The 13,862-nt window shown below is 34.5% G+C and carries 11 protein-coding genes; 10 read left to right on the forward strand and 1 reads right to left on the reverse strand.

Annotated elements, in window-relative coordinates:
• The first annotated feature begins 11 nt into the window (after positions 1-11).
• The 8 genes from R70723_RS32895 to R70723_RS34375 all read left to right on the forward strand — a co-directional run bounded on the left by R70723_RS32895 (position 12) and on the right by R70723_RS34375 (position 9,012).
• Positions 12-1,733 carry a TniQ family protein gene (locus tag R70723_RS32895; RefSeq protein ID WP_076418273.1) on the forward strand — a complete coding sequence of 574 codons (1,722 nt, stop codon included), beginning with the start codon at positions 12-14 and terminating at the stop codon, positions 1,731-1,733.
• A gap of 42 nt (positions 1,734-1,775) precedes the next feature.
• Positions 1,776-2,462: a TnsA endonuclease N-terminal domain-containing protein gene (locus tag R70723_RS32030; protein WP_081957351.1), complete on the forward strand. Its 687-nt coding sequence runs from the start codon at positions 1,776-1,778 to the stop codon at positions 2,460-2,462.
• Positions 2,452-3,150 (forward strand): hypothetical protein, encoded by a 699-nt coding sequence (locus R70723_RS11275; protein WP_039872100.1) that lies wholly within the window; start codon positions 2,452-2,454, stop codon positions 3,148-3,150. The genes R70723_RS32030 and R70723_RS11275 overlap by 11 nt, the downstream gene beginning before the upstream one ends.
• Positions 3,151-3,208: 58 nt before the next feature.
• A complete protein-coding gene (locus tag R70723_RS11280) occupies positions 3,209-5,296 on the forward strand; it encodes a TnsB C-terminal domain-containing protein (RefSeq protein WP_039872101.1) in 2,088 nt (695 codons plus the stop codon).
• 5 nt (positions 5,297-5,301) lie between these two features.
• On the forward strand, positions 5,302-6,348 hold the full coding sequence (locus R70723_RS11285) for a TniB family NTP-binding protein (RefSeq protein WP_047171389.1): 1,047 nt from the start codon (positions 5,302-5,304) through the stop codon (positions 6,346-6,348).
• A 195-nt stretch (positions 6,349-6,543) separates the two neighbouring features.
• Positions 6,544-8,394: a TniQ family protein gene (locus R70723_RS11290; RefSeq protein WP_076418271.1), complete on the forward strand. Its 1,851-nt coding sequence runs from the start codon at positions 6,544-6,546 to the stop codon at positions 8,392-8,394.
• A gap of 131 nt (positions 8,395-8,525) precedes the next feature.
• Positions 8,526-8,717: a hypothetical protein gene (locus tag R70723_RS33375; protein ID WP_052421271.1), complete on the forward strand. Its 192-nt coding sequence runs from the start codon at positions 8,526-8,528 to the stop codon at positions 8,715-8,717.
• Positions 8,662-9,012, forward strand: a complete 351-nt coding sequence (locus R70723_RS34375; RefSeq protein WP_442950336.1) for a helix-turn-helix domain-containing protein — start codon at positions 8,662-8,664, stop codon at positions 9,010-9,012. Before R70723_RS33375 ends, R70723_RS34375 begins: the two co-directional genes overlap by 56 nt.
• Before the next feature lie 42 nt (positions 9,013-9,054).
• On the opposite strand, the gene R70723_RS31550 is transcribed toward R70723_RS34375, so the two are convergent.
• On the reverse strand, positions 9,055-9,375 hold the full coding sequence (locus R70723_RS31550) for a response regulator (protein WP_052421272.1): 321 nt from the start codon (positions 9,373-9,375) through the stop codon (positions 9,055-9,057).
• Positions 9,376-9,974: 599 nt separating this feature from the next.
• Here R70723_RS31550 and R70723_RS11305 point away from each other — a divergent pair.
• Positions 9,975-11,111, forward strand: coding sequence for a hypothetical protein (locus tag R70723_RS11305; protein WP_039872103.1), 1,137 nt, complete (start codon positions 9,975-9,977; stop codon positions 11,109-11,111).
• Positions 11,112-11,518: 407 nt separating this feature from the next.
• The gene (locus tag R70723_RS11315; protein ID WP_039872105.1) at positions 11,519-13,213 is read left to right on the forward strand and encodes an AAA family ATPase; all 1,695 of its coding nucleotides are present in this window, start codon (positions 11,519-11,521) and stop codon (positions 13,211-13,213) included.
• Positions 13,214-13,862: the final 649 nt, after the last annotated feature.

Raw genomic sequence — 13,862 nt, forward strand, 5'->3', positions numbered from 1 at the left:
GAGGAGAGCCTATGAAAGGTTCTTTAATACTACATCCAAAACCCTTCCATGATGAAAGTTTAAAAGGTTATATTATTCGTCTTGCTGAGTTAAACCTTTGCCCAGATATCTTTATATTCTATAAAATGGCTGGACTCCGTAAATCTCATTCAGTTGTTAACGTAAACATGGTCAAAGAGAAAGTTAACCTTACTAACTTGAGCACGATGACAACTTGTACTGAGGATCAATTGGTCTCTCTCAGCTTCAACAATGAACTAGGAAAATCAAATGAAAATAGTAAAAAAACTAATAAAATCATGATTCAAGGTACTCTTATAAGAAAGCAACAAATTTGTTCACTTTGCTTATCTGAAAAAGGATATCATCGCAAATTATGGGATTTAAGCATTGTAACCACTTGTCCTACCCATTTATGTTTACTCATTGATGAGTGTCCTCGATGCCGGAAGAAAATATCATCACATCGTTCGAATCTCATGAAATGCAGATGTGGCTATGATTTAAGAAAAGCTCCAATTGTTAAGGTATCAGCAAAACATACATATTTATCAAATTTAATTAATAAAAGAATGTTTTCCCAGCTACCAATCACCCCCTCTACAATCAATCCTTTAGAAAATCTGGAGATCCTAGACCTGATATATTTAGTGATGTTTTTTTGTGAAGCGAAGTCAAATTACCATGATGGTATCAAACAATATCGGTTCGTGCATAATTACAAGAGCGCTGATTTACATGAACTTATTCAAAATAGCATTAGTATTTTTAATGAATGGCCGACCTCATTTTATAATTTTTTAGACGGAATGAGAACCAATCTGAACTCATTTTATAAAAGGCTATATCTTTGCTTACCTTATCCAGAATTTTTATTTATTCATCAAGAATTTGTTAATTACTATGAACAAAATGAAGATTCTATATATTTCAAAACCAGTTATAAGGAAACATTAGAAAAAAAGATAATTTCACAAAAACACTTGTTGATAAAGTCCAACCAACTAAATGATCTAAAATATTGTACCACTAATGAAGTATCGGACTTATTGGGATTAAAACAACGTGTACAAATTGTTGCTCTTGGAAAAAAAGAAATAATTAGATTGGTGAATGACGCCAACTTAATAAGCAGGTACAATTTTGTTTTTGACCGTCAGAGTGTAGAAAACCTTCTTAAGGAAATTCAAATATTTATGCAAGAGCCTCCTGAAGAAATCACTTCAATTATATCATTTCAAGAAGCTCTGCGCATATTTACAAACTGGGGTCAAAAACTTACTGACTTCCTTCATAGTATCATGACAAAACAAATTAGAGCCTGTGGACGATCTAATGAAATTGGTTTATATAGTTTTTTATTTATTGCTAGTGAGGTAGAAAGTGTTGTCAAAGGAGGATGGTTGTCTATTAACGATATCGCTCATGAACAGGGTATTGATAGAAAGGAGATCTGTTCATGGATAGATAAAGGTTTCTTACCAGCCAAACGGGTTCAAAACCATTATTTTTTAATTACTCCTATTGATTTCCAAAAGTTTAATGAATTATACGTCACAGCAAGAGAGTTGGTTAAAATCCACCCGGAAATTCACTCATCAGGCAAGCTTTTTCGCGTTCTGGTTAGCATGGGAGTGGAGCCTGTAAGCGGTCCTAAAATTGATGGTGGTGCAAGGTATTTGTACAAAAGAGATTCTAGTTTAATGCAGCTGTTAGGTTTAAAAGATTCATAGCCTGGAAATGATATTTTAGTAGAGTTGTAATAAGGAGGTATTATGAAAATGAATCAGCCAGCTAGAAAAATAAAGGCTACTAGAGGAAAAAACCATAGGTGGAAGGTTCCTTATTTTAAAAATGGAAGGATGATTCATTGCGAAAGCGGCTTAGAGCGAGACTATGTAAGGGTAACTGATTTTGATCAGAATGTTGTAGAGATTGCGTACCAGCCGTTGTTTATTCCATACAGAATAAAAGGGAGAATTCGTTTCTATTACCCTGATTTTAAAGTTACATTTAAAGATGGCACAGTCTTAATAGTGGAAATCAAACCTCATTCCAAAGTGTCTAAGCCGGAAATCCAATTAAAAGCACTTGTAGGTCGATTATATTGTAAGAAAAAAGGATGGAAATATATTATCGTAACCGAAAAGCAATTATATGAAAATAGTTGCTTACTCTTTAATTTAGGATTTCTAAGAGCTCTTGGTCATCAACCACAAGTTCCATCAATCGTATTGCAGAATGTTTATGATACTCTATGTATAACCGGAGCCACTACGATATATATGCTTCGTGAAAATTGTCAAGATATTGATGATGAATTTTTTTATGCTGCAATTTACAAGCTTATTTATTTTCAAAAAGTATTTGCTGATTTAATTGCATCGGAGTTGACTGATGAAACATTGGTGTCCGTCAATATAAATCATTTTCAGTTGGGAGGGGAAGTTTGTGCATCGTAAAGAGGAGGCCAAAAAGAGATTGTTTGAACAAATCGACAGGAGTATGTTTTTTAGTATTCCCGGTGTTGTTCATAGCATAAAGGGAAACAGGCAGATAAGTAGATTTCTTTTTACGCCAGGAACTAGGTTTTTTCTAGCGGATGCTGATTATATTGTTCTTAAAATAAACAGTAAAGATATAGAAGTTGTTAACTGTTCAAATGCTATTGTAGAAACTCTAAGTCATGATAAATTATTTAAAGATTGGTCAGCTGGAACATCAATAGTGAAGCAAGGTGATTTGCCTCTGCAAGTATTATTAGGAGTTTATGAATTTGTCGGGTACAAAAAGCAGATAACAATGAAAATGGCACTAAAGTACGGCATATTACAACCAATTATTGATGGACAAATAGAGCCTGTTGCGTACAAAGATTATGTTAATGCACTACCGGAAGAGTTGCGTAAAGTGATCTCAGTTACAACGATTTATCAATGGAAAAGAAGATGGGATAGAGCACAAGATAAGAAAAACTTAATTAAAAGAGATGATATAAAAAATATCAGAGAAAAAATTACATGGACTGAATTAACACAATTATTTCATGAGTGTCTCGTACAGCTAGGAAAAGAAGAGGGCGATAAATTAAATGCACTACATTATCTTGAATTAAAAAGAAAATTGCGCGAATTTCGCTCGCAAAATTAGAGGTGAATAAGTGCAAAGTTTTTCCTTTTCACCAGGAACTAGATTTCGGCTGGGAGATATGGAGTACATTGTCCGTAAAGAGAATGGTAATGATATAGAGGTCACTAACTACTCATATGACACTGTAGAAATTTTTAGTTTAGATGAATTGGTTTTAGCTTGGTCAGAAGGAACATTGCTGGTAAAACAAGATGATATACCTGAGTTGGCACAAATAGCGAATTATGATATTAAAATGTATACAGAACAAGAAATAAACGATATGGAGATAAGGTATAGAATTTTAGAACCTATTATTAATGGGCAAGTAAAGCCTGCTCAGTATACTGATTATATCAAAGGTTTACCCGATGAATTACGCAAAGTGACTTCAATTGCTTCAATATATCGATGGAAGAAACGTTGGGATAGTACACAGGATAAAAGAAGCCTTATCAGAAGAGACGATTTGAAAGGTCCAAAACAACGAACTACACCGACTGAAATAGTTGAGATCATCAAGGGGATTCTCAAGCAAATTGAAAAGGAAGGAGTCAATATCTCTAACAGAAAAATACATCTTGAATTAAAAAGAAGATTAAAGGATATGAATCTAACCAGAGATGAAATACGTAAGATCAAAGCCTGCAGCGACACTACTGTCTATCGAATAGTACAGGATTTAACAGATACTTACCAAAAAGATAAGATGAGACATGGGGTAGTGCAAGCAAATTTGAAGAGAGATGGGTCTACTGGTGAAGTTTACGTAGAACGTCCGCTTCAGAGGGTAGAGATCGACTGGACTCCAATAGATCTTTTTATTGTAGATGTAATGAATCTTGTTACTGAGCGATATTATCTGGTCTATGGTATAGATAAATTAACGGGATATCCTCTCGGATTTTACATTTCTGAAAAAGAACCTGACGCACATGCTATCAAACAATGTTTACTGCATATCATGCTTCCGAAAACTCATATTCGAAAACTTTATCCAAATCTAAAACATGACTGGTTAGCATACGGTGTTCCAGAAGAAATTGTACTTGATAATGCCAAAGTAAACGAGTCGGAAGATCTGGAGGAAATTTGTAATTTGTTAGGGGTTGAACTTGATTATCCTCCAATACAATCAGGTCACCTTAAGGGAACAATTGAGAGAGCATTCCAAAGTTTAAATACTAAAGTATTCCATGGTATCCCAGGAACAACATTTTCAAATACAAAAGAAAAAGATCAGTATGATTCTGAAGGTAAAGCTTGTGTAACTCTAAGAGCATTGTATGAAATAATTCATATAACACTGATTGAACTCGTTGCAAACGATTATGACACCGCCAGAGGCGGGACACCACAGATTCTATGGACAGAGGCTTTAAAAGACACTCGAGTTCATAGAAAGCTTCCCTACAAAAAAGAAGACCTAAAACTCTTACTCGGGACTGGAATTGAACCGCGGACGATTACAAACAAAGGAATCAATATTCAAAACCAATTCTATCAAAGTTCTGAACTCATGAAACTACGAGATCGTAAGGAACGAACGAAGGATGATTCAAAAGTAAGAGTACGTTTTGATAAAGCGGATATGAGAGTTATTTATATTTGGGATGAAAAAAATCGGCAGTATCTTGAAGCGTATCCCACGAGGAATAGTTTTAGAAGGAAAAAAATTAATCCTGAATACCCGGTTCATTATGAGCAACTTCATCACTATAACTATAAGAACTATAAAGGTTACAAAGATTTTGATACAGATGCAGTAGGCGAAGGATATCACGAAGTAATGGAAATAGTTAATCTGAGTAGACTTGAAATTTTAAAACTTGAAAAAATGACTCAGGACGAACGCGCAGCAAAATATTATGATGATATATCAGCAATTAACCTAGTGTACGATTTACAATTGGCTCCAGAGGGGATAGAAACGTTAGAACTCTTAGATGAAAATGATGAAGAGGTTAGTATTGCTTTGAAAAAAAATATTCAAAGCAAAAAGAAGAAGCAAGCCACGTCTCAAAAAGTCACTTCTTCTAAAGGAAAAGAAGAGAATAGCAAGTCAAATCCTAATACCAGTTCCATTTCCAAACCATCACCTGAAAATATTGATGATCTCAGCAAAGAGAGTGGCGCTTGGGGAACTTCATTAAAAAAAGCGAGGTAAAATTGATGACAGATAAAACAAGAGAATTTTCATCTTTAAATTCAAAACCGGCATCTTTTAAAAAATATGCAACGAGAGTAGAACATGTCAAGAAAATAGTCATAGAACATCCGAGATTTAATGAAGCAATGAAACTTCTTGAGGAAGTTCATGAATTATCCAAAGAATCCGTACTGGCAGAAGGATTGTTTATCTGCGGAAGAACAGGCGTAGGTAAAACAACTTTCCTAGAACACTACTTGGAACGTTTTCCACGCCAAGAAATGGACGATTATACGAAGGTACCTATCCTATACGTAAAGGTGCCTCCAAGAGCTAAGTCACCAAAAAGTGTAGCCTCTAAAATTTTGTATCACCTGGGAGATATTTTTTTTGATACAGGTACGGAGGAGAATATGACAGGACGGATACAGCATTTCGTTCGAGAATGTAATATTGAAATGATTATCCTTGATGAATTTCAGCATTTAATTGATCGAGATACTCAGCATGTACTTGCTTTAGCATCAGATTGGTTGAAAACCCTCGCTGAGGAGATTCAGATACCGGTTGTATTGTGTGGATTGCCAGAATCTCAGAGAATCTTTGAACATAATGAACAGTTAGATGGGAGATATTCGAATCGTATTTTCCTTGAACCTTTTTATTTTAGTTCTCCAGAAGAGCAGATTGAGTTCCGTATGTTTCTGAAGTATCTGGATGCTGAACTCCCCTTTTCTGAAAGTTCAAATCTTAGTGATCCACAATTAGCAGCAAAAATTTATTATTTTTCACATGGAGTTCCTAGGTATATTAAAGATTTAGTAAAAGAAGCTACTAAAATTTCACTGCGTCAAGGAAAAGATTGCATTACCGAATCTTCTTTAAGGGATGCATGCTACCGAATTACACGTTCATCTCGCCCATATGCTTTGATTCCGTTTGACAATAACAAATTTGACTTAGCAGAATGGTTAGATGTTGAGGATAAAAAGAATCAAGCTTTTATAAAAGAATCCCAGGAGGAAGCCAAAGAACGACGGAGAAGAAAGAAGAAAAAAGCAACTCATTAAAAACAAAAAATATACTTCAAAAAGAGTATTTGCAAACCTGCAAATGCTCTTTTTGCGTTAGGAAATATGAGTGTTTTATTAAGAAGAATTGGAGATACTAGAATTAGAGTGAGATTTATAGATCCTAACTAACTATTAGATCATTATTTACTAGCCTCTTATCTTTTTTATATGAATAGGAAGGTGTCAATCAAGATGAAAAGATTAATTAAGCATCCAAAGTATATTGAAGGAGAGAGCTTGGCAGGTTATACATATCGGCTTTCCAAAGAGAATAGATACTCAGGAATTACAAACCTGGCAAAAAAATTAAACTGTCATTCATTACAAATAAACAAAAATGAATTTAATCATACTATGATCAGGAGATTAAGCCAACTCTCAGATAATCCAATTGAGAGTTTAAAATCTGGTTCTACAAATACAGTTAGATTAATGTTAGGTGATACATTATACAATCATATGATTCAACGGCATAGAATTAAATACTGCCCAATTTGTATTGAGAAGGGTGAACTTAGACATAAATGGTACTGGTCACTTTATCCTTATACTGTATGTCTTGAACATTCGGTTTTACTTATAGACAGGTGTTCCTTCTGCCAATCCTATATTGGGATAAAAGATTTTATGTATGGTAAATGTTCTAAGTGCAATTTCTCTTACAAGAAAGCTGTGACCCAAAAAGTTGATCAGAGTAGCATAATGTATTTAGCCCAAAAGGATTTGACTGAGCGATTATTTCAAAGTAGAAATTCAATCATATTTCCTGAACTATCAATCCGGCGATACTTATCACTTGCCTATCATAGTTTTTACTTAATTGAAGGTATGAATAGTTTTCTTGATAACACAACACCAATACACGCATTTATACAAAAGAGGTCAAGAGAGCAAAGCGTAGAAAATGCCATAACCGTTTATTCTAATGTATTTTGGATGTACAGTGACTTTCCTTCGCACTATTATCGTGTATTGCAGGCTTTTCAGAACCTACAAAATCGCCATAGCTATGAAAGAAAAACAAACTATGAAGAAATACTCAAACATCCACAATTCAATGTAATAAAAGAAGCCTACGAAGCTTATTGGATTAAACAGTTAAATGAGAGGAAAATTCGCAAAGATTTTTCAGTCTTTAAATCTAATCAGAGCCTACTTGAAAAACGTGATTTTATTGCACGTGAGGAGATTAAAGGACTATATGGCTATGGATATAAGAAAATTAGTGGGCTAGCAGATAATAATTTAATCTTATTAAATGATAAGGTGAAGGGTAGCAGCAAGAAGTACTACGTTGAAAAAACTTCCTTTGAACAAGCTTTAAAGATAAGTAAGCAATATATTACTCGTCGAGAAGCAGCGGATTTTCTGGGAATTCGGAAGGACTCCATTCCTCCATTGATTAAAGAAAAGTTATTGAATGAATATAAAACACCGTTCTCAAATGTCACGCAGTTATTAAGATCCGAAGTAACGGGTCTTATGAAACGATGTCGTGGGGAACAGAAAGAGCCTAAACCACAGAATATCTTTTTTCATCAAGCTTTAATTAAATATTCAGTTGTTGGGCTTACAATAGTTAAAATACTAAAGCTAATTAGTGAGGAACGATTGGAGCCATATTCAAAATTGAATTCAGATAATTTGGCCGGTCTGTTTTTTGAACAACATCAACTGGAACAATGCATTTCCGAGATAAAGAAAGAGAAAACAGTAATCGAAGGTTATTATATGAACGATGTTATTAACATGCTTCATATTGGAGAGAAGGCCATGAAAGTATTTATGAGTAAGGGAATATTGTTACCGGAGAAAGTTATTGTGCTGAAAGATGGGAGGAAACGATACTTATTCAATAAGAATTTTATAGATCAATTCATAGGCGATTATTTAAGCATTAAGCAAGCATCGATTGAATACGGAATGCCAGAAACTAAAATTCGCCATTGGATTAGAATCGGTAAGTTACATGAAAAGATGCACAGGATTGGACAAAAATATTGGCTCAAAAGATCAAAGATTGAGGAATTAAAAACACTATAATTATCGAAACATTATAAGTGAGCAAAAATTTAAGTTCTACATCTATATAGAACGTAATTAATAAACTAACATAATCTTTCCATCGCCAAGTCTGGTAATACCTAGTAAATAAATTCGAGGCGGCGATGAAAATGAGTAACAAAGAGATAGAGCAATTGAATACAGCGATGAAACAAACTTCAGATAAACGGCTTTACGAAAGATATTTAGCGGTTCGTCTTTGCTTCGAAGGCCATCCCTTTGAGGACATTGGTGAGTTACTTAGTCGTGCACGATCATTATTTATTGGCAAGCCTACCAGACCCAAGGACTCACAGGTTTAGAAATGGATCATTCTCCCGGGCAACCGACAAAACTTACGGAAGAACAACGTTATCAGTTAGCCGCGATGCTGGAGCAGCGTTCACCTATCAATGTGAGTTTCGAGGCTCTTATACCTGGACTCTGCCACTGTTTTCGGAATGGATCAAACGGGAATATGGTGTCATCATAAGCGTACGTGGAATTAGCGCAATGCTAAAACGGATGAATTTTAGCTTTACTAAAGCCACATACACGCTCGCCAATGCAAACGAGATGTTTCGTTTAATAAAGAAACTAAAAAAAATCTCTTCTTAATAACTTTGTAAGAAGTGAAACTTTGCGTTTTAATGATGCGTTTCATAGTTCAATCTGTTTGTTCTCAAATATCGTTTTTGCAAGCTTGCGGAATACCTCTTTGGTCTCAGACAGTTTCAATGGTTTAAATATATAGTCGAATGCACCGTGTTGAATTTCTTTTTTTGTATACATGAAATCATCATGTCCAGAAAGAACAACAACTTTGATATAAGGGTATTGCAGAGAGAGTCTTTCCATCAATTCAATTCCATCCATATGAGGCATTCGAATATCAGTAAGCACAATATCGACGGAATTTTCCTTTATATATCTGAGAGCTTCTAAACCATGAGAAAAGCTTGCAAGCAAGTTCATTTTCATTGAATCCCAATCCAATGCAGAAAGTCCTTCACGAATTTTATTCTAGTCATCAACGATAATTAGGTTAAACATACTTAAACCTCATAAGACTAAGTGGGAGTTGCCTCCGCAATCCAGAACTTTCATCTGTCCAAGTCGCTGGAGTCCTTCAAGGTAATCCAGACAAGCATCACCCAAGGCCTGTATCGTTCACCAGATGAGACCTATCCCGAGCGCATGTTGCTTTTTGTTTTTTTCAGTCATATCAAGGGATGTCTGAGTTGCTTAAATACAAGTAGCAGAAAAACTATAAGGGTTTGCCTGAAGTAGTGTAGAGGCCCCCATTTTCTATAACACTAAATCATCCTAATATTGTTCTTGCCTACAGATTATTGTATGCTAATTTCAATTAGAATTTGAGTAGAAGTTATAAAATGAAGAATACTTATTCTCGAATGCGCCCTATAAAACACAGTATTGATTATGGTCATTTTGTGTGATTTAGATATCTTTGATCAAACTGATTTATTTAAGGTATTTAAATGAATTTTCGTTACAACTGGCTATCAGGCATATCAGGTTGAAGTGGTACACTCATATTGCGCGAAAGGATGATTATAATGAACGATAGTGGAATAATTTCGCAATATGGATTTTTATATCAGCGCAAAGCATTTATGTTATATGCTATGCGACATGCAGGAGCAAAGCAGCTTTTCATATTTGAAGGCCGGGATGATGTGGAAATCGGGTCAGATGATAAAATATACGCTATACAAGATTCCAACGGGTGTTGCATTCAAGTGAAAAGTGGGCATGTATCCGAGGAGTGTTTTTCTCGGATCATATGTAATTGGTTACTGCTTGATGATACGAAAACTACAAATTTTGAGCTTGCTCTTGAAAACGATTTATCATTTGATTGCTCACAAGAAGAAAGAGTAGCGGCAATATATGAATTTATTCTAAGTGGCGAAAAGAAAAAGAAGACTGCAATAGCTAGGAAGGCCTATGAAAAATATAAGGACCAGCTAGATGAAGGATCATGTAGTGTAAAGGAACAAGTAATATCTCTACTTAATCGACTTAAAAAATCTGTTATGTCCATGGAAGAATACGATCAAGAACTGGCTGTCATATTTAATGAACACTATTGTTCTGATATTACAGATTACGAAGTGGCAAAGTCCAAGCGGTTAGAGCGCTTCTTATCCTATATAAACTTGAGAATAGACGATGCTATTAAAAACAAGAAGCCATATACGTTGCTCTATAAGGATTTTGTTCAGCTTGTTCTGCAAGTAAAAGAAGAAATCAATGATAAAAAATATACTGTTGATATTAAATCAATTAAAAATAAATCAAAGGAACCTGCTCGAAAAATTGTTGAAGAACGGGTTGCTCGCGAAGTCAAACAATTATTTTTAATAGACAGCAGAGAGGATTTTGTAATTGAAGGGATAGTACATGAGTTAATGTACAAGGATTTTCGCAGTGTTTTCGAACAACGAAAAACTATGGAATTATCTAATCTAGAACAAACCGCTAAAGAGAACTATGAGTCTGCCAAGTTTTCAATAAGCGATGTTGATTTTACTCCAAAAAACGTGTTCATTAAAACAGTTGATAAACAAATTGAGAGCGAATTACTTCCCCCAGGTCCTATATACAGAAAAGGCTGCTACATATACTTAACTGGTGAGGGTGTACAAGAAGATGTTCAAATTACATGGGGTGAAGAAAATGATACTGAATGAAGTGATATCGGAAGCTGAATATGCTGATATTATCATAACGTTACTGAAGCCGCCGTATGAAATTAAATCAATAACCAAAATTGTATTTATTGCTTTTTGCGTAAAAAACGAAACTAATCATTCAAAATACAAGAATCGGACGAAGGATTTTGTTGATGTATTCTTTAGTAATATTTCTCTAAAACTTACTACGCATAACCATGAGATCAAGCAAATAATAAGTGTAATAGATAAACTTAATAAAACATCAAAAGTGTCAATTAGCCGAGATGAGATTTGCCTTACACATGAATTTAATTTCCAGTCGGAGTGTAGTTTTTTGGTTTTTTGTAAAACTAAAAACCCAAATCCAATTAGTGAAGTAAACAAGCTTGATCCCAAAGCATTGATTGAGGAGGTGTTACGTTATGTTTAGAGTTAAATCAATATTTTTTAATAATGCGGATGATCAGCAAAAGTACACATTTTCAGACCATACTTTTGTTTACGGTCCTAATACTGTTGGTAAAACCGCACTGACAAAAGCTATTGATTTCGTGTTAGGGAGTAGTGAACGTCTTACTTATCAAGGGTTGGATAATATTGACAGCATTGAAGCTCATTTGACAAATGATTTAACAAACCTATGGATTAAGCGAAGCATATCAGACGGTTATTTTTTTCGTCGAACCGAGAAGAGTGCCTATACAGAAATAAGTGTGGATACATATAAGAACAATATTTGTTTAATGCTGACTGATAATCCGAATAATCATTTCATGCATGTATATAATAAAGTGTTTGATGAGAGGCCGACTTTTCGATCATTCAGTTTTATAAATTACATTGACGAAAAAGGGCTTGGGGATTTGAGCGTTGTTTTCACTCGTGCCAAAGATTTAAAACATCAAATTCGTATCCGCAATATTATGAATTTCTTTTTCAATTACGAGAATATTGAGCAGATTTATGAAAAGGAAATACTTCTAGATGAACGTCAAAAAGAGTTGGACAAATTATCTAAAGATTACCAAGAATATCAACGAAGCCTACAACAGTTAAAGAAATTGTTTGATGAGCTGCAGTTGAACCACACTGGAGAATATAAAAAAGACCATTCAACCTATCTTGAGTTCCGCACAAGTTTTACAAGGAAGGCGAAATCTCAATCTAAAGATCTTGTATATTTATCAAAGGCTTCTTTCTCGCTTGCGGAAGAAATCAAGCTTTATTCTTTTATGAATGCACAATCAAAAAATATGATTGAGAGAAAAGGTAGAATTGAAAGATTACTGGCGATACTCACTTCTATTGTAGAAGAAGAGCCCGAATATGAGCAATACACAAATAATATTTTGAATACAATAAAGGAAATTGGACAAGAAAATGTGATTCTTTCATTAACAGATTATCAAAAAGCGATAAGAGAGATCAAAGCGGAAAAAGAAAAAATTGATGCGCAGGTAAGAATAGCTAAAGGGCAAGCGTCAGAAATATCATACGAAGATGCCATGAAAAAAATAGGGGTATTGGAACATGTTTTTGCAGTGCTTAGTAAAGACATTGATGCTCCCAAAATTGAAGCATTGCAAAGAGAAACGGCGCAGTTAAAGAACGAAATTAAAGTATTAAAATCTTCATTCAATAAAAAAGAGATAGATGCTTTTAATAGCCGCCTTACAAAGCTATATTTAGAGAGCGGATTGAAAGTTAAGCATCTGAATGAGGATACGCAGGACCCGGGTTTTGCGTTGGAGTTTGAGCCATTTAAACTCTGCCTTTTTGCTAGTCATAAAAAAGGTGATATTACTGAGCGGTTTATGCCCGGAAGTATGGCAAGACAAACACATCTTCAAATACTTGTTTATTTATCTATGTTCGATTACTTGAAAATACATTTTTCTGATTTTATTTATATGCCGCTTCTAATAATTGATTCAGCTAATCAGCCGATGGGAATTGAAAGCTTTAAAGAAGTTTATCCTACCATTGTTGCTTTTGCTAATAAAATTGGTCTTCAGACAATATTCCTTTCAAAAGATAAAATTGAGGGTATTTCTTATGATGGTTTCATAGATGTATCTGGAGGACTAAACAAATTTCATGATCATCAAGTTGAATAATGGATATAGCCTCATTCTGCCATAAGCCATCGATCTGGAATACGTCTTCTAATTATGGCCTAAAGTCAAAGGAAAAGATTAAGGTTGGTTTGGCTTTGCAATATTATTTTCCTTTTCTGCTTTCTTATATAAATGTAAGCGTCCTATAGCCCTCATCTTGATGTCAAGGTTGGAGCTCTCCTCTAAAATGACATCAGATTTTATCAAAATCCAAACTCGCACGTCAAATGTTCGTGATTAAAAGCAAGTATTAATCATAAGAGCAAAGCATCGAGGCGAGAAAACATTTGTGGAATACAAATTTCATTTAAGGTTTATTGAGAAAGTCAGAGAAGTTGAAGAAAACGAATAGGGCAAGAACTTTGGTCAACTACAAACAGCTCATTAAACAAATATAATCGCGATACTGCACTGGATGAGTTTGAGTGGGATGAAGTTAGTGAACTTCAGCTTTTCAACATTGAAAATAGTGAAGAATTTATTGCGAAGTTAAATCAGATGACAAAAGAAGGCATCTCTTGGATGGCTATGAATGAACCAACCGCTTAATCAGCGGTTTTTTTTATTTTAAAATGCCTCTATCTACATACGGAAGCCAGTATCATATTTTAATCGACGAAAAAGGAAATATAGTGATACAATAGGAAAA

Origin of the sequence: Paenibacillus sp. FSL R7-0273 (assembly GCF_000758625.1) — a bacterium.
GTDB lineage: Bacteria > Bacillota > Bacilli > Paenibacillales > Paenibacillaceae > Paenibacillus_AQ.

Bases quoted from the DNA above. Each gene is read 5' to 3' on its own strand.
- R70723_RS32895 (WP_076418273.1), top strand. From the start codon at position 12: ATGAAAGGTTCTTTAATACTACATCCAAAACCCTTCCATGATGAAAGT.
- R70723_RS32030 (WP_081957351.1), top strand. From the start codon at position 1,776: ATGAAAATGAATCAGCCAGCTAGAAAAATAAAGGCTACTAGAGGAAAA.
- R70723_RS11280 (WP_039872101.1), top strand. From the start codon at position 3,209: ATGGAGTACATTGTCCGTAAAGAGAATGGTAATGATATAGAGGTCACT.
- R70723_RS11285 (WP_047171389.1), top strand. From the start codon at position 5,302: ATGACAGATAAAACAAGAGAATTTTCATCTTTAAATTCAAAACCGGCA.
- R70723_RS11290 (WP_076418271.1), top strand. From the start codon at position 6,544: ATGAAAAGATTAATTAAGCATCCAAAGTATATTGAAGGAGAGAGCTTG.
- R70723_RS33375 (WP_052421271.1), top strand. From the start codon at position 8,526: ATGAGTAACAAAGAGATAGAGCAATTGAATACAGCGATGAAACAAACT.
- R70723_RS31550 (WP_052421272.1), bottom strand. From the start codon at position 9,375: ATGAAAATGAACTTGCTTGCAAGCTTTTCTCATGGTTTAGAAGCTCTC.
- R70723_RS11305 (WP_039872103.1), top strand. From the start codon at position 9,975: ATGAACGATAGTGGAATAATTTCGCAATATGGATTTTTATATCAGCGC.
- R70723_RS11315 (WP_039872105.1), top strand. From the start codon at position 11,519: ATGTTTAGAGTTAAATCAATATTTTTTAATAATGCGGATGATCAGCAA.